Annotated in this window: 23 protein-coding genes; 7 read left to right on the forward strand and 16 right to left on the reverse strand. The window is 73.5% G+C overall.

Translation table 11 applies throughout. From position 1 onward, the window contains the following. Positions 1-7 precede the first annotated feature (7 nt). The 13 genes from GPA02_RS09490 to GPA02_RS09550 all read right to left on the reverse strand — a co-directional run bounded on the left by GPA02_RS09490 (position 8) and on the right by GPA02_RS09550 (position 14,394). Positions 8-673, reverse strand: a complete 666-nt coding sequence (locus GPA02_RS09490) for a YesL family protein (RefSeq protein WP_156199689.1) — start codon at positions 671-673, stop codon at positions 8-10. Further along, positions 673-1,578, reverse strand: a complete 906-nt coding sequence (locus tag GPA02_RS09495) for a carbohydrate ABC transporter permease (RefSeq protein WP_156199690.1) — start codon at positions 1,576-1,578, stop codon at positions 673-675. Before GPA02_RS09495 ends, GPA02_RS09490 begins: the two co-directional genes overlap by 1 nt. Positions 1,579-1,583: 5 nt before the next feature. Then, entirely contained in the window at positions 1,584-2,564 is a 981-nt protein-coding gene (locus GPA02_RS09500; RefSeq protein WP_240133972.1) for an ABC transporter permease, read from the reverse strand. Positions 2,565-2,640: 76 nt separating this feature from the next. Beyond that, entirely contained in the window at positions 2,641-4,266 is a 1,626-nt protein-coding gene (locus tag GPA02_RS09505; RefSeq protein ID WP_156199691.1) for a type 2 periplasmic-binding domain-containing protein, read from the reverse strand. 43 nt (positions 4,267-4,309) lie between these two features. Further along, entirely contained in the window at positions 4,310-6,172 is a 1,863-nt protein-coding gene (locus tag GPA02_RS09510; RefSeq protein WP_240133973.1) for a glycoside hydrolase family 127 protein, read from the reverse strand. A gap of 264 nt (positions 6,173-6,436) precedes the next feature. Then, complete coding sequence (locus GPA02_RS09515; protein WP_156199693.1) at positions 6,437-7,447, reverse strand: LacI family DNA-binding transcriptional regulator; 1,011 nt, start codon at positions 7,445-7,447, stop codon at positions 6,437-6,439. Continuing rightward, complete coding sequence (locus GPA02_RS09520) at positions 7,444-8,397, reverse strand: LacI family DNA-binding transcriptional regulator (protein ID WP_240133974.1); 954 nt, start codon at positions 8,395-8,397, stop codon at positions 7,444-7,446. Before GPA02_RS09520 ends, GPA02_RS09515 begins: the two co-directional genes overlap by 4 nt. 89 nt (positions 8,398-8,486) lie before the next feature. After that, the gene (locus tag GPA02_RS09525; RefSeq protein ID WP_156199694.1) at positions 8,487-9,293 is read right to left on the reverse strand and encodes an ABC transporter permease; all 807 of its coding nucleotides are present in this window, start codon (positions 9,291-9,293) and stop codon (positions 8,487-8,489) included. Continuing rightward, the gene (locus GPA02_RS09530) at positions 9,290-10,225 is read right to left on the reverse strand and encodes an ABC transporter ATP-binding protein (RefSeq protein WP_156199695.1); all 936 of its coding nucleotides are present in this window, start codon (positions 10,223-10,225) and stop codon (positions 9,290-9,292) included. The genes GPA02_RS09525 and GPA02_RS09530 overlap by 4 nt, the downstream gene beginning before the upstream one ends. Further along, positions 10,222-10,527 carry a transcriptional regulator gene (locus tag GPA02_RS09535; RefSeq protein WP_156199696.1) on the reverse strand — a complete coding sequence of 102 codons (306 nt, stop codon included), beginning with the start codon at positions 10,525-10,527 and terminating at the stop codon, positions 10,222-10,224. Before GPA02_RS09535 ends, GPA02_RS09530 begins: the two co-directional genes overlap by 4 nt. After that, the gene (locus GPA02_RS09540; protein ID WP_156199697.1) at positions 10,524-11,165 is read right to left on the reverse strand and encodes a hypothetical protein; all 642 of its coding nucleotides are present in this window, start codon (positions 11,163-11,165) and stop codon (positions 10,524-10,526) included. The genes GPA02_RS09535 and GPA02_RS09540 overlap by 4 nt, the downstream gene beginning before the upstream one ends. Before the next feature lie 568 nt (positions 11,166-11,733). Then, positions 11,734-13,404, reverse strand: coding sequence for an alpha-amylase family protein (locus GPA02_RS09545; RefSeq protein WP_156199698.1), 1,671 nt, complete (start codon positions 13,402-13,404; stop codon positions 11,734-11,736). A 30-nt stretch (positions 13,405-13,434) separates the two neighbouring features. Continuing rightward, positions 13,435-14,394: a TIGR03885 family FMN-dependent LLM class oxidoreductase gene (locus GPA02_RS09550; protein ID WP_156199699.1), complete on the reverse strand. Its 960-nt coding sequence runs from the start codon at positions 14,392-14,394 to the stop codon at positions 13,435-13,437. A gap of 225 nt (positions 14,395-14,619) precedes the next feature. Between GPA02_RS09550 and GPA02_RS09555 the strand changes: the two genes are divergently transcribed. The 3 genes from GPA02_RS09555 to GPA02_RS09565 are packed head-to-tail and all read left to right on the forward strand — an operon-like array spanning position 14,620 to position 18,534. After that, positions 14,620-15,981, forward strand: coding sequence for a BNR-4 repeat-containing protein (locus GPA02_RS09555; RefSeq protein ID WP_156199700.1), 1,362 nt, complete (start codon positions 14,620-14,622; stop codon positions 15,979-15,981). Position 15,982: 1 nt separating this feature from the next. Further along, positions 15,983-17,332 (forward strand): alpha-L-fucosidase, encoded by a 1,350-nt coding sequence (locus GPA02_RS09560; RefSeq protein WP_204986558.1) that lies wholly within the window; start codon positions 15,983-15,985, stop codon positions 17,330-17,332. 41 nt (positions 17,333-17,373) lie between these two features. Then, the gene (locus tag GPA02_RS09565; protein ID WP_156199702.1) at positions 17,374-18,534 is read left to right on the forward strand and encodes a GNAT family N-acetyltransferase; all 1,161 of its coding nucleotides are present in this window, start codon (positions 17,374-17,376) and stop codon (positions 18,532-18,534) included. Between the two features lie 9 nt (positions 18,535-18,543). Here the strand turns inward: GPA02_RS09565 and GPA02_RS19115 are convergent, their stop codons facing one another. Further along, a complete protein-coding gene (locus GPA02_RS19115; RefSeq protein ID WP_204986559.1) occupies positions 18,544-18,723 on the reverse strand; it encodes a hypothetical protein in 180 nt (59 codons plus the stop codon). A gap of 285 nt (positions 18,724-19,008) precedes the next feature. Here GPA02_RS19115 and GPA02_RS09575 point away from each other — a divergent pair, with 285 nt between their 5' ends. The 3 genes from GPA02_RS09575 to GPA02_RS09585 all read left to right on the forward strand — a co-directional run bounded on the left by GPA02_RS09575 (position 19,009) and on the right by GPA02_RS09585 (position 21,216). Then, on the forward strand, positions 19,009-19,404 hold the full coding sequence (locus tag GPA02_RS09575; protein ID WP_156199703.1) for a helix-turn-helix transcriptional regulator: 396 nt from the start codon (positions 19,009-19,011) through the stop codon (positions 19,402-19,404). 7 nt (positions 19,405-19,411) lie between these two features. Next, positions 19,412-20,215: a CPBP family intramembrane glutamic endopeptidase gene (locus GPA02_RS09580; RefSeq protein WP_156199704.1), complete on the forward strand. Its 804-nt coding sequence runs from the start codon at positions 19,412-19,414 to the stop codon at positions 20,213-20,215. A 320-nt stretch (positions 20,216-20,535) separates the two neighbouring features. Next, positions 20,536-21,216, forward strand: coding sequence for a histidine phosphatase family protein (locus tag GPA02_RS09585; RefSeq protein WP_156199705.1), 681 nt, complete (start codon positions 20,536-20,538; stop codon positions 21,214-21,216). A 21-nt stretch (positions 21,217-21,237) separates the two neighbouring features. On the opposite strand, the gene GPA02_RS09590 is transcribed toward GPA02_RS09585, so the two are convergent. Then, a complete protein-coding gene (locus tag GPA02_RS09590; RefSeq protein ID WP_338027520.1) occupies positions 21,238-22,563 on the reverse strand; it encodes an RNA polymerase sigma factor in 1,326 nt (441 codons plus the stop codon). Continuing rightward, entirely contained in the window at positions 22,560-22,907 is a 348-nt protein-coding gene (locus GPA02_RS09595) for a YciI family protein (RefSeq protein ID WP_162457739.1), read from the reverse strand. Before GPA02_RS09595 ends, GPA02_RS09590 begins: the two co-directional genes overlap by 4 nt. Positions 22,908-23,054: 147 nt before the next feature. On the opposite strand from GPA02_RS09595, the gene GPA02_RS09600 reads away from it, so the two are divergent. Next, entirely contained in the window at positions 23,055-23,702 is a 648-nt protein-coding gene (locus tag GPA02_RS09600) for a Pr6Pr family membrane protein (RefSeq protein ID WP_156199707.1), read from the forward strand. The last annotated feature ends 46 nt before the right edge of the window (positions 23,703-23,748 follow it).

Below are 23,748 nucleotides of genomic sequence, written 5' to 3' on the forward strand. Positions count from 1 at the left end.
TGAGGTCTCAACCCACTCCTGCCCCCGCGAACGCCGCCGCCGACGTCGTGCGTGGCGCGACGAGCACGCCGGTGCGCCACAGCACAGCCGTGACGACGGCGGCCGGGGCGACGACGCCGAGCACGACCGTGAGCCCGGGCAGCAGGTAGTACCCGCACAGCACGACCCCTGCGCCCGCACCCGCGACCAGCGCCGTCCCCGGCCGGCCGAGGGCGAGCACGACGGCGTGGCGCAGCACCGCGAGCGCGCCGCCGTCGAAGTGCGCCTGCAGCGGCCAGGCGAGCACGGTGACCAGCCCGAGCGCGACGCCGAGCACGGTGTGCCCGCCGGCGAGCAGCGGACCCGTCGCGCCGAGGTCGACGTGCTCGACGACACCGCGCGCGACCAGCACCGCCGCCCAGACGCCGAGCAGCAGCGCCCCGAGCCGGTTCGCCGACGACCGCTCGCGCCGTGCGTGCGCGGTGAAGGCCGTGCGCAGCTCGCGCCAGCCCGGCTCGGCGTCGTCGACGCGGCGCTCGAGGTCGCGCAGCACCCCGTGCAGGCCCGCGGTGGCGGGGAAGACACCGAGCACGACGCCGCCGCGCAGCGTCCACCAGCACCACAGCAGCTGCAGCCCCACCAGCCGCAGCGCCAGCCGGCCGAGCCGCTGGTGCAGGTCGAGCAGCCGCGCCATCAGCCCTTCACCGACCCGATCATCACGCCCTTCTCGAAGTAGCGCTGCAGGAACGGGTAGAGCACGATCACCGGCAGCGTCGAGACGACGATGACGCCGTACTTGATCTGGTCGGCGTAGCGCTGGGCGTAGCTGCCGCCACCGGAGCCGCCCGACGCACCGGCGCCGCCGGAGAAGGCCTGGTTCGAGATCAGGATGTCGCGCAGCACGATCTGCAGGGGTTGCTTGTCGTAGTCCCGCACGAACACCAGTCCGGTGAAGAAGTCGTTCCAGTGCTGCACCAGGTAGTACAGGCCGATGACGGAGATGATCGCCATCGACAGCGGCACCGCCATCCGCACGAAGAACTGGCCGTAGCTCGCGCCGTCGATCGTCGCCGCCTCGTACAGCTCCTCGGGCAGCGAGTTCTCGAAGAACGCCCGCGTGATGATGAGGTTGTAGACGTTGACCGCGCTGGGCAGCACGAACACCAGCCAGTTGTCGAGCAGGCTGAGGTCGCGCAGCAGCAGGTACATCGGGATCAGGCCGCCGTTGAAGAACATCGTGAAGGCGAAGAAGAACATCAGCACCCGGCGCGGCCGGAACTCCCGGCGGGACAGCGCGTAGGCGGCCGGCAGCGTCACCAGCAGGTTCACCGCGGTGCCCACGACGGTGTAGAGCAGCGTGTTCCGGTACCCGGTCCAGATCCTGGAGTCGTCGAGGATCTGCTCGTACCCGAACCACGAGACGCCCTGCGGCCAGAACCACACCCGGCCGGTGGCCACCGCCGTCGGGTCGCTCACCGAGGCGATGAGGACGAAGTAGATCGGGTAGAGCGTGACGAAGAGGATCGCGCCGCAGACCAGGAACAACCCGATCGAGAAGGCGATGTCGCCCGGCGTGCGGGCTCGGAGGAGTCGTCGCATCGAGGTCACCACAGGCTCGTGCTGGACACCCGCTTGGCGATCTGGTTCGTGACCACCAGGAAGGTGAAGTTGATGAGGGTGTTGAACAGGCCGATCGCGGTGCCGTAGCTGAACTGGTTCGAGAGGATGCCGATCTTGTAGACGTAGGTGGCGATCACCTCGGAGACCCCCAGGTTGAGGGGGTTCTGCATGAGGAAGATCTTCTCGAAGCCGGTGTTCAGGACGTTGCCCATGTTGAGGATGAGCAGCACGATCATCGTCGGCACCAGCGCCGGCAGGTCGATGTGGCGGATGATCGTGAAGCGGCCGGCGCCGTCGATCCGCGCGGCCTCGTAGAGCTGCGGGTCGACGCTGGCCAGCGCGGCCAGGTAGATGATGCTGTTCCAGCCGCAGTGCTGCCACACCTCGGAGAGCACGTAGACCGGCACGAAGCCCGACGCGCCGAGCATGTTGCCGCCGCTCGCGCCGAGCATCTCCGCCACCCGGGTGATCAGCCCCGACGACGGCGACAGGAACACCTGCAGCATGCCGACGATGACGACGATCGAGATGAAGTGCGGCAGGTACGTCGCGGTCTGCAGGAACTTCTTGCGGCGCCGGCCCACGACCTGGTTGACGACCAGCGCCAGCGCGATCGGGGCGAGGAAGCCCGCCACCAGCGTGCTGACGCTGATGACGACCGTGTTGCGGATCAGGGTCCAGAACTGCGGGCTGTCGAAGAACTGCCGGAAGTACGTCAGCCCCACCCAGTCGCCGCCGGACAGGCCCGCGGCGAAGTCGAACTCCCGGAACGCCAGCTGCAGCCCGTACATCGGGACGTAGGCGAACAGCGCCACGAACGCGATCGCGGGCGCCGCCATCGCCCACAGCTGCCAGTACCGGCGGACGTGCCGCCGCAGGCCGTGACCGCGCGGCGGGCGCGCCGCGGGGACCGGCGCGCCGGTGCGCGGGCGGCTGCGCGCGGGCGCCGGCGAGAGTGCCGTCACGTGATCTCCTTCGATCGGGGTGCGGCCCGCCCGTTCGGGGCGGGCCGCACCGGGTCGGTGTGCCCGACGGCGTCCGTCAGCCCTGCGAGGCGACGAACTCGTCGTAGTAGCGCTGGTGGATCTCGACGTTCTGGGTGAGCCCGACGCCCTCGAGCTCGGCCACGTAGGCGTCCCAGTCGTTCTCGATGCCGCCCTCGGTGATCCAGGTGGCCCAGCGCTGCATCGCGATGCCGAAGATCCCGGTGTCGTTGAGCGAGATCGTGCTGAGGTCCTCCTGCGACATCGTGATCAGCGCGCCGGGGAAGATGTCGGCGGTCGGGTCGACGTTGGCGATCGCCGGCTCCAGCGGCACCGACTGCTCGACCGCCTCTGCCAGGTCGGTGGGGAGGACGACGTCGATGTCGTCACGGATCCAGCCGGGTCCGTTGTCGGCGAGGGTGGTCGTCCACTTCCAGGTCGACGGGTCCGAGGTCTCGTCGGCCGGCGGCAGCACCTCGTAGGAGCCGTCGTCGAGCTTCGTGATGTTCTCGTCGAGGTCGCCCCACAGGACCTGGATCGAGATGTCCTGGTCGTAGAACGCGTCGATGACGGCGAGCGCCGCCTCCTTGTTGCGGCTCTGCGCCGACATCGTGATCGAGTTGACGCCGTAGTTGAGCGAGTAGGAGTCGTAGGACCAGGTGAGGTCGGACTCGGCGATCGAGTCGTTCGCCCGCAGGGGCGGCAGCGCGGCGTACTGGTCGGCCAGCTGGGCGCCGACCCTGTCGGACGCCGCCCACCCCCAGGTGAACCCGACGCGCGCCGTGTCGCCGTCGCCCCGTGCCACCGACTGGTAGGCCGAGTAGTCCTGCGTCATCACGTCCTGGCTCACCAGGCCGTCGGCGTAGAGCTCGTGCAGGAACGCGACGACCTCGCGGTAGCGCTCGTCGACGAGGAAGTTCTTGACCACGCCGTCCTCGACGAAGTAGCCCGCCCCGCCGCCGTCGGAGATCGGCAGACCGAGGCTGCCCAGCAGCACGCTCGGCTGGAAGTAGCCGAACCCGGCGTCACCGGCCGGCGACCAGTCGATCGGGATCTCGTCGTTCGGGTCGCCGTTGCCGTTCGCGTCCTCGTTCTTGAACGCCAGCAGCACATCGTGCAGCTCGTCCCACGTCGTCGGCTGCTCGAGCCCGAGGTTGTCGAGCCACTGCTGGTTGATGAACTGCCGGGTGGCGGTCTCCGGCCAGAACCGGCGGTAGCTCGGCAGCGAGTAGATCGCGCCGTCCGGCTGGGTCGCCATCGCCTCGGTGGCGGGCACCTCCTCGAACATCGCGGTGACGTTCGGCAGCGCGTCGAGGTCGTCGCTCAGGTCCTCGAACAACCCGTTGAAGGTCGCGAGGTCGCCGTTCGTGATCGCGTTGGTGCCGACGACGAGGTCGGGGATGTCACCGGCGGCGAGCATGGTCGACTTCTTCTGGTCCCAGTCGGCCGACACCTCCTCCCACTCGATCGTGACGCCGGCGGCCTCCTCGATCTGGTCGACCCACGCCATGTCGCTCATGGGACCGGTGAGCGCGTGCTTGAGCACGAGGATCCGGACGGTCCCGTCACCCCCGCCGCCGCCGTCGTCCCCGCCACCGCCGCAGGCGGTGAGCGTCAGCGCACCCGCGGTCACGGCGGCCAGCGCGGCGAGAGCGCGCCGTCGGTGCTGTCCTGCTCGGGTCATGACTCCTCCTCGAGTCCCGGGCGCGGCCGGTCGGCCGCGCGGTCTAGACGACTGGCAACCACACCCGCATGGCGGAGCTGCCTCGGTTGCCCCACCGCGCGAACGGGATCGCGACGACCGCGACCTCGCCGGCGGAGAGGTCCTGCTCGGTCGGTCCGTAGAGCGCGTCGGCGCGCGGCCGGACGGCGGCCGTCGTCCGGACCGTGGCGCCGTCGGCGCGGACGAGCGGTGCGCGCTCGTCGACGACGAGGTCGTCGAGCGCGACGTCGTCGGGCAGGTCGACCTGCTCGACGCAGTAGACGCGCGGCCCGACCTCGATCGCGCGGGCGCCGCGCAACGCGTCCGCCCGGTGGTGGGCGCGGGTCCACCGCGGTGCGAGGTCGAGCTCGAGCGTGGCGGCGCCGGCGAGGTCGACGCGCAGGTAGCCGTCGGCGTCGGCCTCGGCGGGAGCGCCGTCCAGGACGGTGCGAGACGACCACGACGGCACCCGCAGCGCGAGCCGCAGCGGCCGGTCGCCATCGTGCCGGAGCCGCACGGCGCCGTCGTCGGGGTAGGAGGTCTCGACGCGCAGCACCCCGCCGCCGAGGTGTGCGGGGACGTCGATCTCGGCGTCGGCGTACAGGTGCAGCGCGAGCTCGTCGTCGGTGCTGGTGGCCACGTAGGCGGAGACCTGCGCGAGCAGCCGCGCGAGGTTCGGCGGGCAGCAGGCGCAGGAGTACCAGGCCCGCCGCTCGCGCGGGGCGTTCTCCTCCGAGAAGCGGTCCGGGCGCAGCTGCAGCGGATTGGCGTAGAAGAACGTGGTGCCGTCGTCGCCGACCGCGGCCGCGAGCGCGTTGTGCAGCTCGCGCTCGATCGTCTCGGCGTACGCGGCGGGCTCCCCGGTGGCGAGCAGCATCCGCCACGACCAGTGGACGTCGGCGATCGTGGCGCAGGTCTCGGCGTAGGCGCGGTCGGACGGCAGCTCGTAGTCGTCGCCGAACGCCTCGTCACGGTGCCGCGACCCGAAGGCACCGGTGAGGTACATCTTGCGGTGGTGGGCGCTGTCCCACTGCGCCTGCATCGCCTCGAGCAGCGCGGGCTCGCCGGTCTCGAGGTGGACGTCGGTCACGCCTGCGTTGAGGTAGAGCTGGCGCACCGCGTGCCCGACGGCGTCGCGCGCCTGCCGCACCGGGGCGTGGTCCTGGAAGTAGGTCGCACCGAGGTTGCCGACCTTGAGCAGGCCCCGGCCGCGCAGGTCGACCATCCGCTGGGCGAGCGCCAGGTAGCGCTCGACTCCGGTGTGCCGGTACAGCTCGACGAGCGCGGTCTCGATCTCGGGGTGGCCGCAGACGCCCTCCTCGCGGCCGGGCCCGAAGCGCCGGTCGAGGAGGTCCGCGAACGCCGTGGCGATGCGGAGCAGGTCGTCGCGGCCCGCGGCGCGGTCGAGCGCGACCGCCGCCTGGATGAGGTGCCCGGCGACGTACATCTCGTGGGTCCAGTGCAGCTCGGCGAACCGCTTCTCGGGGTGCACCCCCTGGATCCAGGTCATGACGTAGCCGCTCGGCTCCTGCACCCGGGCGACGAGGCCGATGACGTCGTCCAGCCAGGCGTCCCACCGGTCGGTGCCGCTGCGCGCGATCTCCCACGCGACGGCCTCGATCGTCTTGTAGAGGTCGGAGTCGGCGAAGACGAAACCGCGGTACGGCGCCCCGGACTCGCCGACGACCCGGCGGAAGTTGTCGAGCACGCCGGAGCTCTCGAGCTGGGCGACGCAGTGACCGATCGTCGCCTCGGCGTTGCGCCGCTGCCAGCCGCCGAGCACCCCGCCCTCGCCCAGCCGCACGGCCGGGATCGCGAGGGGCTGGTGGGGGCTGCGCGCCGCGCGCGGCAGCGCCGGCGCTGCGCGCTCGGTGGCGAGGTGGGTCACGGTCCGCTCCTGTGGGGTCGATGCCTCGGCGAGAGTAGGGACGGACATTCAGCGTTGTCAATAGCAGGACAGCAATCGATGTGATCGCTAACATCGTTCGCGGCGACGGAGGCCCCGCCGCCTCCGCGTCGTGCCCGTGCGGCGCCCGGAAAGGGGGCACGGCGCGCAGCGGGATGGCACGGCGACGCCGACGACGCGTGCGACGGGCCGCCGCGCGGGACCGTCACGAGGTGGCCGCGGCAGCGCGAGCGTGCGAGGTCGGGGCTAGTCCGCGGGCGCGGCGCTCGAGGCGCGCGGCACGAGGTGGGCGCCCGTGCGCCGGGTGCGCCCCGCCGTCGCGAGGCCGCCGAGCCGCTCGAGCAGCATGTCGACGGCGATGCTCACCATCTCGGCCGTCTCGGGACTCACCGAGGTGAGCGGCGGCACCGTGAAACCCGCCTCGTCGGTGTCGTCGAAGCCGGTGACCGCGACGTCCTCGGGCACCCGGACCCCGTGCCGTCGCAGCGCGCGCAGGGCACCGACCGCGACGGCGTCGTTGACGCCGACGACGCCGTCGAACGGCAGCCCGGTACGCAGCAGCCCGGTCATCGCCTCGTACCCCGAGGCCCGCCTGTCCCAGTCGGAGCCGGCGACCATGAGCGCCGGGTCCGGCTCCAGTCCGTGCGCGTGATGGGCGGCCACGAAGCCCTCGTACCGCTCGCCGGTCGGCGCGCCGGCCGGCGAGGCGTTCCACACCAGCGCCAGCCGCCGGCGGCCGGTGTCGAGCAGGTGCCTGGTCGCAGCCTCCGCGCCCTCGCGCTCCCCCATGACAACGGTGTCGACGAGCCCCGAGGCGCCACCGCCCAGCTGCACGAGCGGGCGTGCGGGCGGGGCGCCGTCGAGCGCGTCGGGCACCGAGAAGTGCGGGCAGATGATGACGCCGTCGGCGTCGGCGGTCGTGCGGCCGCGGACCGCGTCGCGCTCGGTCTGCCGGTCGGGGGCGATGCGCAGCGTGCTCGTGAGCCCACGGTCGGCCAGCTCGAGGATGAGCCGCTCGGCGGTCTCGGCGAAGTACGGCTGGTGCAGGTTGGGGACGACGACGGCGATCCGGCCGCTGCGTCCCGACGCCAGCCCGCGCCCGGCCCGGTTGACCCGGTAGCCGACCTGCTCGACGGCGGCCAGCACCCGCGCCCGGGTCGCGGCCGCGACGTGCGGACGCTCCAGCAGCACGTTGGAGACCGTCTTGGCGGAGACCCCCGCGACCGCGGCGACGTCGTCGAGGGTGGGGCGCCTCATCGGGCCCCCGGGCCCAGCGTCGACTCCCGCCGCAGCAGCGTGACCGGCACCCGCACGTCGACGGCCGGCTCCTCGCCCCCGGCGAGCCGGCGCGCGAGCACGTCGACGGCACGGCGGGCGAGCGTCGCGGGCTCCGGGTCGACGGTCGTCAGCGACGGCGTGGCGAACCAGCCGTCGTCGAGCGCGCCGTAGCCGGTCACGGCGACGTCCTCGGGCACCGCGAGGCCGGCGGCGTGCAGCCCCGCGAGCGCACCGAGCGCGACCTCGTCGGTCGCGCACACGAGCGCGTCGACGCCCGGGTGGCCGACGACAGCACGCTGCGCCGCCCGGTAGCCGGCGGCACGGTCGGGGGTCCCGCCCAGGTCGACCAGCGGCATGTCGTCGCGCGCCACGAGCGGGCCGGCCCCGAGCTGCACCGGCCGACGGCGGCCCATGACCGCGAGGTGGCGCGCGAGCAGCTCGGCGGCCTGCTCGAGGTCGGCCGCGACTCGGTCGCAGCCCGGGTGACCGGAGACCTCGGTGACGTCGACGCGCACGACCGGGACGCCGTCGGCCCCCGAGGGCTCGGGGAGCCGGGGCAGGTCGACGGCGAGGAGCCCGTCGAAGGTGACGCCCCGCTGCGCCCAGATCTCGGCGAGCCGGTCGTCGTCGCGGTGGACCGGCTCGACCGCGGCCTGCAGGCCCCGCGCGTCGGCCTCGGTCACGAGCGTCTCCACGAGCGCCGCCAGCAGCGGCCGTCGCAGCTCGGTCACGACGATGCCGACGACGCCGGTACGCCCGGTGCGCAGCGAGCGCGCGGCGGCGTTGGGGGTCCAGCCGAGGTCGGCGATCGCGACCTGCACGGCGTCTCGGGTCTCGGGGCGGATGTGGGGCTCGCCGTTGACCACACGCGAGACGGTCTTGAGCGAGACGCCCGCACGAGCGGCGACATCACGCATCGTCACGCGCATGGGGAGCATGGTAGGCCCCGCGGGGTCGCAGACCTGCGCCGCCCACCCGGCCGCGCGCGGTGGCGCGGAGGGCGAGCGGTGCGGAGCGGTCAGCGGAACCGGCGCCCCTCGTCGCGGCGGTACGCCCACACCGCGAGCACGGTGAACAGCACACCCCACCCGAGGAGCACGGGCAGCGCGTAGGCGTAGACCTCGACGCCCGAGAGCGCCCCGATGACGAGGTCGCGTGCGGCGCGGCTGGGCAGGAAGGTCGAGGCGGTGGCCAGCCAGTCCGGGAACATCTCGGCGGGCATGAACAGGCCGCCCGCGAACGCCAGCGGGAACAGCACGAGCTGCACGACGGCGATCGCGGCCTTGCTGCTCAGCCGGTACCCGACGAACAGGCCCAGCATGAGGAACGGCACCCCGGCGGCGAGCAGGGTGGCGACGCCGAGCAGCAGCCGCGGCAGCGCAGGGGCCGCCGCGGTGAAGATCCCGGCGACCAGCCCCAGCGGCACGAGACCGAGCAGCGCGAACAGCGACGCCGACAGCACCCGGCCGGTCAGGCGCGGACCGGCACCGGCGGGCATCGTGCGCAGGTACGGGTCGAACGGCAGCGCCCGGTCCTCGGCGACGCCGACGCCGAACGTGAACAGGAAGGTGCTCATCACCGAGAACATCGCGAGCCCGCCGACGGAGATCACCGACAGCAGCGGGTCGGAGGTGATGACCTGCTGCGGGACGACGAAGAAGAACATCGCCAGCGTGGGGAACAGCAGGTTGCCGATGACGGCCATCGGGATCCGCACGGTCTCCAGCACGTGGAAGCGCGCGTGCAGCAGGGTCAGGCGCACGAACCCCGGCGGGGTCGCGGCGCGCACCGGCGCACCGGCGTCGCGCGTGGTGGTGGCGGTCATGCTGCCTCCTTCTCGGTGAGGGCGAGGAAGGCCTCCTCGAGCGAGGCGCCTCGCACCTCGAGGTCGGTGAACGGCACGCCGTCGACGACGAGCCTGCGGACGAGCGCGTCGGAGTCGGACGTGAGGAGGGTGCGGCGGTCGCCGTCGACCTCGACCGAGGTGACGCCGGGCAGGGCGGCCAGCTCGGCCGCCGCGGCGGTGCTGCGGAAGGCGACCCGGTGCGCCTGCACGCGGGCGACGACGGCGCCGAGGGTGTCGTCGGCCAGGACGCGCCCGGAGCCGATGACGACGACCCGCTCGGCGAGCGCCTCGATCTCCTCCAGGTAGTGGCTGGTGACGACGACGGTGGCGCCCTCGCGGTGGTAGTCGCGGACGGCCTGCCACAGGGCGCGGCGGCCCTCGACGTCCAGCCCCGTGGTCGGCTCGTCGAGCAGCACCAGGCGGGGTCGGCCGGCGAGCGACAGCGCGACGGCCAGCCGCCGCTTCTGGCCGCCCGAGAGGCCGCCGGTCTGCCGGCGGGCGAGGTCGGCGAGGTCGAACCGCTCGAGCAGCTCGGCGCGCGGCATCGGGTCGGGGTAGTGCCCGCTGACGAGGTCGACGACCTCGCCGACCGTCAGCGACGGCGGCAGCCCGGTCTCCTGCGGCGTGACGCCGAGCCCGATGCGGGCCGCCGGCAGCCGCGGGTCCTGCCCGAACAGCCGGACGGTGCCGGCGTCGGGCTTGCGCTGTCCGGTGACCAGCGAGAGCAGCGTGGACTTGCCGGCCCCGTTGGGGCCGAGCAGCCCGACGATCTCGCCGGGTCGGACGGCGAGGCTGACGCCGTCGAGCGCGACGACGTCGCCGAAGGTGCGGCGGACGCCGTCGACCGCGACGACGGGCTCGGTGCTCGACGCGGTCGGCGCGAGCGTCTCGCGCCGGGTGTCGGTGGTCATTCCAGTGATCCCTTCAGGAGCGCCTCGAGGGAGGCGGTGTACGTCTCGAACGCGCGCCGACCGGTCGGCGTGAGCGACAGGTAGGTCGCCGGGCTGCGGCCCTCGAACGCCTTCTCGACGGCGACGTAGCCGGCGTCCTCGAGCTTGCGCAGGTGGGTGGAGAGGTTGCCGGCGGTCATGTCGAGGACCTTCTGCAACCGGGGGAAGGCGATCCGGTCGCCGCGGGGCAGCCCGGCGAGCGTGGCGACCACGCGCAGCCGGGCCTGGGCGTGGATGACCGGGTCCAGCTCGAGCTCGCTCATGCCTCCCTCCGAGCCAGCAGCGCGGTGGCGAGCGCCGCCACGAGGAAGCCGCCGCCGCCGGCGACCGCCTGCACGAGGTATCCGTTCGGCGGGGTGACGATCGCGGCGACCGCGCCCGTGACGGCGAACCAGGCGCCGAGCACGAACATCGGCCACTCCCGCCACAGGGCGCCGCCGGCCATGTAGAGCGCCGCGACGACGAGCAGGAACACCGCGTTGGCGAGGATGGACACCGCGAGCGGGGGTGCGCCCGCCGCGGCGACCGAGCCCACGATGACGGCCGCGAACCCGAAGCCCAGCACCCACGCCCAGCCGAACATCCGGCCGACCATCGCGCTGCTGCCCCGGATGCCCGACGTGCGCCGCGTGATGTGGACGGCCGTGTAGGCCATCGCCGCGACCACGCTCACGCCGAGCACCGCCAGCGACCACCCGCCAGGCGTCTGGCCCTCGCGGTCGAACCCGAGGTACAGCGCCACGTAGGCGACGAGGTAGGCCACACCCCAGACGACGAACATCCGGGTGGAGTCGGGGCGGGTCTGGTCTCGCACCGCCTCCTGCGAGGCGCGGATCGCCGCGAGCGCCTCGGCGGGCGTGGTGGCCCCGCCGTCGAGCTGCTCGTCGTCACGGTCGGTCATGATGCTCCGTCGGTTGCAGAGAGGTTTGCTTTGCAAACCACTCTGCCAGCAGGCGGTCCGGTCGTCAAGGCCCACGCCCGCCCCGCCACCCCCAACCGCACTTTCACCGCACCTTGCAACACGCCCGGGTTTCACCGCACTTTGCAACAGCCCCGGTTTCACCGCACTTCGGAACAACCGCCGGTTTCACCGCGCTTCGGAACAACCGCCGCTTTCACCGCACTTTGGAACACGGCCCGACGGCGCGAGACTCGCTGGCCCTTCACCGCACGCCTGGCGTCTCGCCAGGTTTCACCGCTGTTCTTGCCGCTCCCTCGTCTCGGCGCACCTGCCCGCCCGTCACCGAGTCTTGACGGCGCCACCCGGGACGACGGCGGGCCATGTGCCGACCGGCGGAAGCAGGAGATCAGCGACGTCGGACAGGTGAGCCGCGCGCCGTCGGCGCGGCAAGAAGTGCGGTGGAACCCGGCCTTGTTGCAAAGTGCGGTGAAACCGGGCCTTGTTGCAAAGTGCGGTGAAACGGGGCCTTGTTGCAAAGTGCGGTGAAACCGGGGCGGTGGGCGCGGCGCTACGGGATGATCGCCTCGCCGGCGCGGCGCAGCCGCAGCCACCGGTAGCCGTAGCCGTCGAGGGTGATGTCGACCGGCTCGGTGGCGGCGGCGAGGTGGGCGTGGTCGAACGCGTCGACCAGCTCGACCTCCTCGTCGTCCCCGGTGGGCGGCAGCGTGACGACGACGGGGTCGGGGCCGAGGTTGTGCAGCGCGATCGTCGCGGCCTGCTCGAGGTCGCACCGGTGGGCGAGCACCTGGTGCGCGCCGACGTCGATCGCCTCGTAGCGGCCCCACCCGATCTCCGGGCAGGTGCGGCGCAGCCAGATCAAGGACCGGATGCAGCTCCACAGCGAGCCCGGGTCGCGGGTCTGGTCGGCGACGTTGACGTGCTCGGGCGCGTAGCCGTCGCCGGTGACCGGTCGGGGCAGCCGGCTGGGGGCCGCCGAGGAGAAGCCGCCGTTGCGGCCCGACGACCACTGCATCGGCGACCGCACCGACATCCGCCCGGGGATGTCGAGGTTCTCGCCCATGCCGATCTCCTCGCCGTAGAACAGCGTCGGCGAGCCCGGCAGCGAGAACAGCAGGCTGTACGCCATCCGGATCCGGCGCGGGTCGCCGTCGAGCATCGGGGGCAGACGACGCCGCAGCCCGCGCCCGTACAGCTGCAGCTCCGGGTCGGCGCCGAAGGAGTCGAAGACCTCCTGGCGCTCGTCCTCGGACAGCTGGTCGAGCGTGAGCTCGTCGTGGTTGCGCAGGAACGTGGCCCACTGGCAGGTGGGCAGGATCTCGGGGCGGCGCGCGAGCGTGTCCCGCAGCGGCCGGGCGTCGCCGCGCGCGAACGACAGGTAGGTCGCCTGCATCGCCGCGAAGTCGAACATCATGTGCAGCTGGTTGCCCTCGCCGTCACCGAAGAAGCGCACCTGGTCGGCATAGGGCAGGTTGACCTCGCCGAGCAGCACCGCGTCGCCGCGGCGGCGCACGAGGAACGCCCGCACCTGCTCGAGCAGGCGGTGGGGGTCGGTCGCGTGCTGGCCGGCGCCGGTCTCGACGTCGGACACGAAGAACGGGACGGCGTCGACCCGGAACCCGTCCATGCCCACCTCGAGCCAGTACTCGATCACGCGGATGATCTCCTCGACGACCGCCGGGTTGGCGACGTTGAGGTCGGGCTGGTGCCGGTAGAAGTGGTGCAGGTACCACTCGCCGGTGCGCTCGTCGAGCTCCCAGATCGAGTCCTCCTTGTCGGGGAAGACCACCTGGTCGGAGGTGTCGGGCGGCTCGGTGTCGCGCCACACGTAGTAGTCGCGGTAGCGGGAGGTCGTGCTGCGTCGTGCCGAGACGAACCACGGGTGCTTGTCGGAGGTGTGGTTGACCAGCAGGTCCGCGATCACCCGCAGGCCGCGGTCGTGGGCGGTGCGGATCACCTCGACGAGGTGGCCGGGGTCGCCGTAGCGCCGGTCGACGCCGTACATGTCGGTGACGTCGTAGCCGTCGTCGCGCTGCGGGCTCGGGTAGAACGGCATCAGCCACAGGCACGTGACGCCGAGCTGGGCGAGGTAGTCGATGCGCTGCGCCAGGCCCGCGAGGTCGCCCACGCCGTCGCCGTCTGAGTCGAGGAAGGTCTCGACGTCGAGGCAGTAGACGACGGCGTTCTTCCACCACATGTCGCTGGTCTCGGTGATGCGCACGGCGGGCCCTTCTCGAAAGCGGTCGGTCGGTCAGCCGGTGACGGCGGGGATCACCTCGGCGGCGAACGCGTCGATGAAGTCGGCCTGCCGCTGGCCCACGTGGTGCAGGTAGATGTCGTCGAAGCCGAGCTCGGCGTACTCACGCAGCCACGCCACGTGCTGCTCGAGGTCGGCGGAGGTGCGCACGGTCGCCATCACCGACTCGCGCGGCACGTGCGCAGCGATCGCGTCGAACCCGGCGGGGGTGTCGACGTCCCACGCGATCGGGGGGCCGACGGCGTTGCCGCGCCACTGGTCCATCGCGATCGCCTCGGCCTCCTCCTGCGTGGGCGCCCACGACAGGTGCAGCTGCAGCGCGAGCGGGCCGCGGCCGCCGGCGTCGCGGTAGGTCGCGATCACCTCGCGGAGCGTCTCGTGCGGCTGGTTGACCGTGACGAGGCCTTCCGCCCAGCCGGCGACGCGCCGCGCCGAGGGGGCGGAGACGACCGGCGCGATCAGCCGGGGGCGGGGGTCGGCCCGCTCCCACACCTGCGCCCGGTCGACGGTGACCGCGCCGTGGTGGCTGACCTCCTCGCCGTCGAGCAGCCGGGCGATGACCTCGACGCTCTCGTCGAGGCGCTGCTCGCGCTCGGCCTTGGCGGGCCAGCGGTCGCCGGTGACGTGCTCGTTGGCGGCCTCGCCGCTGCCGAGCGCGACCCAGAACCGGCCGGGGAACATCTGGCCGAGCGTCGCGATCTTCTGCGCCATCACGGCGGGGTGGTACCGCTGCCCCGGCGCGCTCACGCAGCCGAGCTCGAGATCGGTGGTGGCCAGCGCGGCCGCGAGCCAGGACCAGGCGTAACCCGAGTGGCCCTGCGCCGTCGTCCAGGGCGCGAGGTGGTCGGAGCACATCGCCATGTGGAAGCCGGCCCGCTCGGCGTGCTGGACGTCGGCCAGCAGCTGGCGGGGCGAGATCTGCTCGTGAGAGGCGTGGAAGCCGACGCGCACCATCGGACCAGCAGACCACAGGGTCGCGCCGCCGAGGCCGGAGATCGCACCCCTCCGCACGCATCGTCGCCGGCGAGCTCGTACCGTCCCGCCGAGCTCGTACGGTGCACCGTACGGGCTCGGCCCGGAGGTACGGGGTCGACGTCGGACGGCGCGTGGTCCGGCCGGCGGCGACCGTCCCGCGGCAAGCGCTTCCCCAGCACGACGATCCGTGGAAGGGTCTCACCCATGTTCGACTCAGTGAGCGTCGTCGAGACCAACGGTGGCTGGTGCTGGTTCCAGGACGAGCGAACCCTCGCGGACCCGGCGAGCGGGACCGTCGTCATCGGCTCGGTCGCCTCCCCCGCCGGGCGCGACGGCGAGACGCGCGGCGGCGACCTGCAGCTGACCGTCGTCGACCTCGGGTCGGGCGAGCCGACCGCGCAGCGGGTCGTGCTGCACCCCGGGTTCGAGGCGGACGACCACGACAACCCGGCGCTGTGGCGGCGCGCCGACGGCCGCTGGCTCGCGGTCTACTCGCGCCACAAGGCCGACGAGCACACGTTCTGGCGCGTCAGCGAGCCGGGCGACCCCACCACCTGGGGCCCCGAGCACTCGTTCTCCTGGACGCCCGTGTTCGGCGCGACCGAGCCCGCGCCGCCGTTCACGCCCGGGCGGGGCGTCACCTATCAGAACGTGCACGCGCTCGACGGCCGGCTCTACTGCTTCGTGCGAGCCGTCAACGACGACCCCTGCTACCTGGTCTCCGACGACGACGGCGACACCTGGTCCTTCGGCGGGCGGCTGCTCACCCGCCCGAAGATCGGCTACGTCAACGGCTACGCCCGCTACGCCTCGGGCACGCACGTCACGCCCGGCGCCGCGACGGAGGACCGCATCGACGTCGTCATCACCGAGCACCACCCGCGCGACTACCCGACCTCGATCTGGCACGGCTACCTGGCCGACGGCGCGCTGCACCGCGCGGACGGCACCGTCGTCGGACCGCTCGGCCGCGGCATCGACCAGGCCGCACCGCGCGCCGAGGACCTCACGCGCGTGTTCGCCTCCGGCACCGCGATCGACGGCCGCACCTACAGCCACTGCTGGACCACCGACATCCGCCGCGGGGCCGACGGCCGCCTCGTCGCGCTGCTGACCGCCCGCACCGACGACACCGCCGGCACCGACCTCGCGTTCTCCACGACCGACCCGGTGCCGCACGCCCTGCTGCGGGCCGAGCTCGCCCCGGGCGCGAGCGAGTGGCAGGTCGAGGTGGTCGCCGACGCCGGTCCGCACCTCGTCCCGCACGAGACCGACTACACCGGGCTGGCGAGCATCGACCCCTACGACCTCGACGCGCTCTACCTGTCGACCCCGGTCGACCCGCGCGACGGCGCCGACCTCGGTGTGCACGAGATCCTGCACGGCCGCACCGACGGCACGACCTGGACATGGACGCCGGTGACCGAGGGCTCCGCCGTGAGCAGCGTCCGACCGATCGCGGTCCCGGGCGACCCGAGCCGCCGGCTGCTCACCTGGTACCGCGGCACGATGGAGTCCTCGCAGCGCTACGACGCCGAGGTCGTCCTCGCCGTCGGCCCCCGCTGACGTGCGGCCGCAGCGCCCGACGGCGCCCCTCGCCGTCGCGCCCCGGCTCGCCCCGGCGGCGCGGCCGAGCGCCGCACAGCTCGCGTGGCACCGCGAGGAGCTGGCGATGTTCGTCCACCTCGGGATCAACACGTTCACCGACCGCGAGTGGGGCGACGGCACCGAGGACCCGGCACTCTTCGACCCCGCCGGGCTCGACGCCCGCCAGTGGGCGCGGGTGGCGCGCGAGGCCGGGTTCGGCACGCTCGTGCTCACCGCCAAGCACCACGACGGGTTCTGCCTGTGGCCGACGGCGACCACCCGGCACTCGGTCGCCGCGAGCCCCTGGCGCGACGGTGCCGGCGACGTCGTGCGGGAGGCCGCGCAGGCGTGCGCGACCGAGGGCGTGCGGTTCGGCGTCTACTGCTCGCCGTGGGACCGCAACGCGCCGGCCTACGGCAGCGGCCGCGCCTACGACGACCTCTGGCTCGCCCAGCTCACCGAGCTGCTCACGGGGTACGGACCGATCGCACAGGTGTGGTTCGACGGCGCCGTCGGCGAGACCGAGCGCGGCCGGCAGGCCTACGACTGGGAGCGGGTCTTCACCACCGTGCGGGCGCTGCAGCCCGACGCCGTGATCTTCTCCGACGCCGGGCCGGACGTGCGCTGGGTGGGCAACGAGGACGGCGTCGCCGACACGACGACCTGGTCGACGATCGACCCGACCAGCGTGCCCACCCCGGGGCGGCACGACCCCTGGACGCTCGACGCGCTGCGGCACGGCGACCCGGACGGCTCGGTCTGGCGGCCCGCCGAGACCGACGTCTCGATCCGACCCGGCTGGTTCTGGCACCCGGACGAGCAGCCGCGCGACGCCGCCGACCTGTTCGAGCTCTACCTGACCTCGGTCGGCCGCGGCTCGAAGCTGCTGCTCAACGTGCCGCCGACCCGCGACGGCCTGCTCGACGACGCCGACGTCGCCGCCCTGCGCGACGCCGCCGCGCACCGGCGTGCCGTGCTCGGCACCGACCTCCTCGCCGACGCCACGGCGACGACCGACGACGACGGCGGCCTCGTCCTCACCCCCGCCACGCCGGTCCGGGCGGACCTGCTCGGGCTCGCCGAGGACATCACCGAAGGTCAGCACGTCGCGGCCTGGCGCGCGCAGGCCGACCACGGCGACGGCGTCTGGCGGCCGCTCGCCTCCGGCACCACGATCGGCCACCGGCGGCTCGTGCGCGTGCCGCCCACCCACGTGCTCCGGCTCCGCCTGGTCGTCGACCTGGCCTACGGACCCGCCGGGGTGACCGACGTGTCGTTGCACCTCGACGAGGGCGGCGAGCTGCGCCGTCGACCGGACGCGCACGACTGAGGCGCACCGGGCCCACGCCGTTGCGCCACACTTGATCCCTGATGGAAGCAGGCGACGTCCGCACCAGCCCGGCCCCTCGGCGACCCCGGCCGGCGCCGCCGCGCGTCGTCGCCGTCGACGACGGCATCCCCGCCCAGGAGCGCGCGTTCTTCGTCGAGGAGTTCCGCGACGTCACGATCGTCGTGTCGCTGCCGACGCTGACGGACGCGGGTCTCGACGTCGTCGCGCGCACGGTGGCCGGCTTCCAGCCGGGCAACACCCGGTTCGTGCTGGTCGTCGACACCGCCGAGGACGCCGAGCGGCTCGACGCCGCGCTGCCGCTGCCGGTCGCCGTCGTCCACTCCCCCACCGTGTGGGAGGAGGAGGGCATGGCGCGGCTGTGGCGCACGGTCGCCGACGAGCATCGGGTGGTCGCGGTCGCGGAGCCGGACGGCGTCGCCGAGACCGCGGGCTTCCTCGCGGCCGGGCTGCGCGCGTCCAAGGTCGTGCTCACCGACCCCGGCGGCGGCTGGGGCGACCCGCCGCGCAGCTTCGCCGACCTCGAGCTGCACCGCAGCGAGCTGCTCGCCGAGCTGGCCGGCCGCGGCGTCGGCAACCTGCTGCCCGCGGCCGAGGCCGCGCTGCGCGGCGGCGCATACAGCGTCAACATCTGCCGCGCCGAGGACCTCGAGCTCGAGCTGTTCACCTTCGACGGCGCCGGCACCCTGCTCACGCTCGGCGGCTACCTCACGCTCGCCGAGCTGCGCGTCGACGACCTGCCAGCCGTCGAGGCGCTCGTCGAGCAGGGTGTGCGCGACGGCGTGCTGAAGCCGCGCACCCGGTCGGAGATCGCGCGCATGGCGGTCGGCGGGCTGGGCGCGCGCGTCGTCCGCACGGGCCACCTCGCGGGCGTCGTCGGTCTCGAGACCGACCGCTACGCGGGCGAGGGCGTCGGCGAGGTGTCCGGTCTCATCACGGTCTCGGAGTTCTCCGGCGCCGGGGCCGGCGGGCTGCTGCTCGAGGGGCTGGTGCGCCGTGCCGGCGCGATCGGGCTGCGCGCGGTCTTCGCCGTCACGGTGTCCGACGACGCCGCGCGCTTCTTCGTGCGGCACGGCTTCCGGGAGGTGGCTCCCGACGAGCTGCCCGCCGCCAAGTGGGAGGGTTACGACCCGGCCCGGCTCGCCGTCGTGCGCTGCTTCTGGTGCGACGTCCCGCCACCCTGACCGGGCCGCTCAGCCGGCGTCGAGCGGCGAGGTGACCGCGATGCGCCAGCCGGCGCCGCGGTCGACGAGCACGTACGCGTTGTGCTCGACGCCGACCACCGCGCCGGCCGCGTCGAGGTTCTCCAGCACCGCGAGGCCCACCCAGAGGCCGCGCTCGTCGTAGCCGGGCCGCGGGTCGACGATGCGCACCGCGTCGACGCCCCGTCCTTGTAGCGGCGGCCGTTGGCGGCGAAGAACCGGCGGGTCTGGTCGGGATCGACGACGGCGAGGCTCGCCTGCCGGGTCACCGCGAGCGCGGGGTAGTCGTAGAGCTCGGCGAGGGCGTCGTGGTCGATCTCGCTGAGCGCGCGGGCGTAGCGGTCGAAGAAGGTCTGGATGTCGCTCATGCCGACGACGCTAGGCACCGACCCCGACCGGCCGGTGTCGGGGTCTCGAGGAGGTCCCGGCGGGCGGCGTGCGTGCCACGATCGGGGCATGTCGGCGTCGTCGGCGGCCTCCCGGGACCCGCACCTGACGCTGCGGCGCGTCGAGCGGCAGCAGCGCCTGGTCGAGCTGCTCGTGCGCTCGCGGCGCACGACGGCCCAGCCGGCGACCGAGCTGGGCGTGACGACGCGGACCGTCGAGCGCGACCTCGCGCGGCTGCGCGAGGTCGGGGTGCCGCTGACCTCGCGACCGGGGCCGGGCGGCGGTGTCCGGGTGGCGACCCGCCCGGGCGTGCACCGGGTCGAGCTCACGACGGCGGAGATCGCGGCGCTGCTGGCGAGCATGGCTGCGCTCGGCCCGACGGCGACCGACGCCTCCCGCACGGCGACGCTGGCGCTCGTCACCGCCCTGGCGTCCCCGGAGCCGTCCCAGCCGCCTGTGCTATGACGTGCGCATGACGACAGCGGCCGCGGCGCCCGACCTCGACCCGACCCCGGCGCGCCGCCGTCGGCTCACGGCCGAGATCTGGATCGTCATGGGTCTGTCGCTGGGCCGGTCGGGTGTGTACGCCGTCGTCACCATCCTCGACCGGCTGACCCGAGGCCCGCTCGGGGACCAGACTGCGACCCTCAACCCGCCACAGGCGGACCGGCCGCTGCTCGACCTCACCTACCAGCTGCTCTCGCTGGGGTTCGCGCTCGTGCCGGTCGCGCTCGCGCTGTACCTGCTGTCCGAGGGCGGGCGCAGCGCGGTGCGCCGCATCGGGCTCGACGGCACCCGCCCGGGCACGGACGCGCTGTGGGGGCTGGGGCTGGGCGCGCTCATCGGCGTCCCGGGCCTCGGGCTGTACCTGCTGGGCCGCGCGCTGGGCGTCACGGTCCAGGTGCAGGCCTCCGGCCTGGACTCCTACTGGTGGACCGTGCCCGTCCTCGTCCTCGCGGCCCTGAAGAACGGCCTGATCGAGGAGGTGATCGTCGTCGGGTACCTCGTCGAGCGGCTGCAGGAGCTGCGGTGGCGCGTTGCCGCCGTCGTCGCGACGTCGTCGCTGATCCGCGGCTCGTACCACCTGTACCAGGGCTGGGGGCCGTTCGTCGCGAACGTGGCGATGGGCGTGGTGTTCACGTGCTTCTACCTCTCCCGCTGGGGTCGCCGCCGGGTGATGCCGCTCGTCGTCGCGCACACCCTGCTCGACGTCGTCGCGTTCGTCGGCTACGCCTACCTCCCCGACGCCTGGCTCCGCGCCCTCGGCCTCGCCTGACACCTGGTTTCAACCCACTTCTGCCCCCAGAACCGGTTTCAACCCACTTCTGCCCCCAGAACGGGTTTCAACCCACTCCTGCCCCATGGCCTGCCTCGACTCACGCGAGAGCAGGTCGAGCCTGCCGATTGGCGAGGACTCCCATCGATCGGCTGAGCAAGTTCTGATCGTTCGCGGGACCCGGCGGCCGAGGAACCGTCTGGGGCGAAAGTGGGTTGAAACCGGCTCTGGGGGCAGAAGTGGGTTGAAACCGTGTCAGGGGCAGAGGTGGGTTGAAGGGCGTGTGGTGGGGCGTCGGTGGGGGCGGGCAGGATGGGCGGGTGCGCTTCGTGGTGATCCGTCATGCCCAGTCCGCCAACAACCTCCTCTGGGCCCAGACCGGCACCTCGGCCGGCCGGCACCACGACCCCGAGCTCACCGAGCTCGGGCACACGCAGGCGAAGCGGCTCGCCGAGGCCGTCGCGGACGGTGTGCTGCCGTGGCGGATCACGCACGTCCACACGAGCCTCATGACCCGTGCGGTGCAGACGGCGACGCCGCTCGCGGACGTGCTCGACCTGCCGCTGCTCGGGCACATGGAGGCCCACGAGATCGGCGGGGTCTTCATCGAGGACGACGAGGGCGTGCGCACGCCGCACCCGGGCGCCGCCGCCGAGCAGCTCATGGCGGCGAGCACGCGGCTGGTGCTGCCTCCCGGCGCCGGCCCGGACGGCTGGTACACCAAGCCCTACGAGGGCGAGGGCAGCGACGCCCGTGCCCGCGCGCTCGTCGCCGGGCTGCGGGAGCAGCACGGCGACGACGACGTCGTCGCGCTCCTCACCCACGGCGCGTTCTTCCAGCACCTGTTCCGCGCGCTGCTGGGCATCGACGGGATGACCGGCTGGGTCACCAAGCACAACACCGCGATCAGCCTGTTCGAGGACCAGCCCGAGCACGGCGGCGTCACCGCGCGCGCCGTCGACTGGATGCCGCACCTCACGCCCGACCTCGTCTCCGAGTAGCGCCCGACGGCGTCGCTCGCCTCACAGGGAGGCGAGCCGGCGGCGCAGGTGCGCGAGCTCGGCCTCGTGGCGGCACCGCTCGATCGCGAGCGCGAACGCGGCCCGTGCGGCCTCGACGTCGCCCGCGCGCGCCAGCAGCTCGCCTCGGACGGCGGGCAGCCGGTGCGAGGCGGGCAGCAGCTCGTCCAGACGCTCGAGCAGCGCCAGCCCGGCGTGCGGGCCGTCCGCCTCGGCGACCGCGACCGCCCGGTTCAGCCGCACCACGGGCGAACCGGTGATCCGCTCCAGGCGGGCGTAGTCGCCGGCGATCGCTCCCCAGTCGGTCGCGTCCGGGTGCGGCGAGGTCGCGTGCCGGGCCGCGATGACGGCCTGCAGCCGCAGCTCCTCGGCGCGGCCGGCCAGCCCGCTCGGCAGCGAGGCCAGCAGCGCGACGCCCTCCTCGATCTCGTCGGTGCGCCAGCGGCTGCGGTCCTGGTCGGCGAGCAGCACGAGGTCGCCGGCGGCGTCGACGCGAGCGTCGCGGCGCGAGTGCTGCAGCAGCATCAGCGCGAGCAGCGCGCGCACCGACGGCGCCGCCGCTCCGCGCCGCTGCAGCAGCCCGGCGAGCAGCCGCGCCAGCCGGATGGCCTCTCCCGCGAGATCGGCGCGCACCACGGCGTCGCCGAAGCCGGGGGCGTAACCCGCCGTGAAGCTCAGGTAGATCGCCTGGGTGGCGACGTCGACCCGGGCGGCGAGCGCGTCGCCGTCGGGCAGCGTGAACGGCAGCCCCGCCGTCGCGATCTTCTTCTTGGCGCGCGTGAGGCGCGCCGCCATCGTCGGCTCGGGCACGAGGAACAGCCGGGCGATCTCCGCGGTGGGCACACCGAGCACGAGCCGGAGCGCGAGCGCCGCCTGCGACTCAGGCGCGAGGGCGGGGTGGCAGGCGAGCAGCAGCAGCCGCAGCTCGTCGTCGCCCACCTCCTCGCCGATCACCTGCTCCTCCAGCTCCGCGGTGTGCACGGTCTGCTCGTGCCGCAGGTGGTCGACCACCAGCAGCGGCATCTTGCGGCGCGCCACGTCCGCGCTCCGCAGCCGGTCGAGCACGCGACGCCGTGCGCTCGTCAGCAGCCAGGCGGCCGGGTTGCTCGGCACGCCGTCGGCCGGCCAGGTCCGGGTGGCGGCCTCGAAGGCGTCGGCCAGCCCGTCCTCGGCCAGGTCGACGTCGCGGAACCGCGCCACCAGCAGCGCCAGCAGGCGACCCCAGTCCTCCCGCCAGACGCGCTCGACCGCGGCGGCCGCCTCCGCGGCCCCCGGTACCTCGGGCGCGACCTCGCTCAGCTGCTCCTCCGTCGTCTCGCCCGCGCTCAGAACGGCGCCACCGGGCGGATCTCCATGACGTAGAACGGCAACGACCTCAGCAGGTCGGTGAGCACGTCCAGGTCGGGCGCCTCGATGACGTAGAACCCGCCGATCGCCTCCGTCGCCTCGGTGTAGGGGCCGTCGGTGAGCACGACGTCGCCGCCGACCGGGCGCAGCACGGTCGCGCTGTCGCCGCCCGTGAGCGCCTCGCCCGCGACGATCGTGCAGCCCTCGCGCGCGGCGACGACGGCGTCGAACGCCTCGTGCTGGGCCATCCACTCGGCCTGCTCGGCCTCGGTGAGGTCCTCCCACCGCTTGTCGGCGTAGTCGACCAGGAAGACCGTGTACCTCATGTCGCCTCCGGTCGTGCGCGGCTGCTGCGTGGCATGCGTGCCTCCTCGTCCCATCCTGGCCCCTGCGGAGCCCGTGCACACCGATGACGGACGACGGCGCACGAGATCGACAACCCGGTCGGCACCGTGTGCCCTACCGTGTGGCTCATGCGGGCAGCGCGGGTCTGGCATGCCGTCACCTTCGTCGTCGCGGCTGCGGCCCTGGTGCTGCAGACGGTGCTCGTGATCACCGGCAGCGCGGTTCTCGACGAGACGGCGGTCCCACCGCTCGGGACCCGGCTGCTGCGGCTGGTCGGCTACTTCACGATCCAGTCCAACGTGCTGGTCGCGGTCGTCTCGTGGCTGCTGCTGCGTGACCCCGGCCGCGACGGGCGCGGCTTCCGGGTGCTGCGCCTCGACGCCGTTGCCGCGATCACCGTGACCGGGCTCGTTCACCTCGTGCTGCTGCGCCCGCTGCTCGACCTCGAGGGCGCCGACGCCGTGGCCGACGCGCTGCTGCACGTCGTCGTGCCGCTGCTCGCCGTCGTGACGTTCCTGGTGCACGGGCCCCGCCCACGTGTCGACCTGCGCACGGCGGCGCTCGCGCTGGTCTGGCCGCTGCTGTGGCTGGCGTACACGCTCGCCATGGGAGCGGCCACCGGCTTCTACCCCTACCCGTTCGTCGACGCCGCCGCGCTGGGCTACCCGCAGGTGCTGCTCAACGGTCTGGGGGTGGCGGTGCTGCTGGTGACGCTGTTCGCGCTCGCGGGTCTCGTCGACCGCCGGCTCGCGCCGCGCCCGGCCGAGTCCGGCTGAGCCCGGCGGGCCGCGCTCGGCGACCCGCGGCCGCTCGGCACCTACT

Source organism: Actinotalea caeni (assembly GCF_009733795.1).
Taxonomy (GTDB): Bacteria; Actinomycetota; Actinomycetes; order Actinomycetales; family Beutenbergiaceae; genus Pseudactinotalea; species Pseudactinotalea caeni.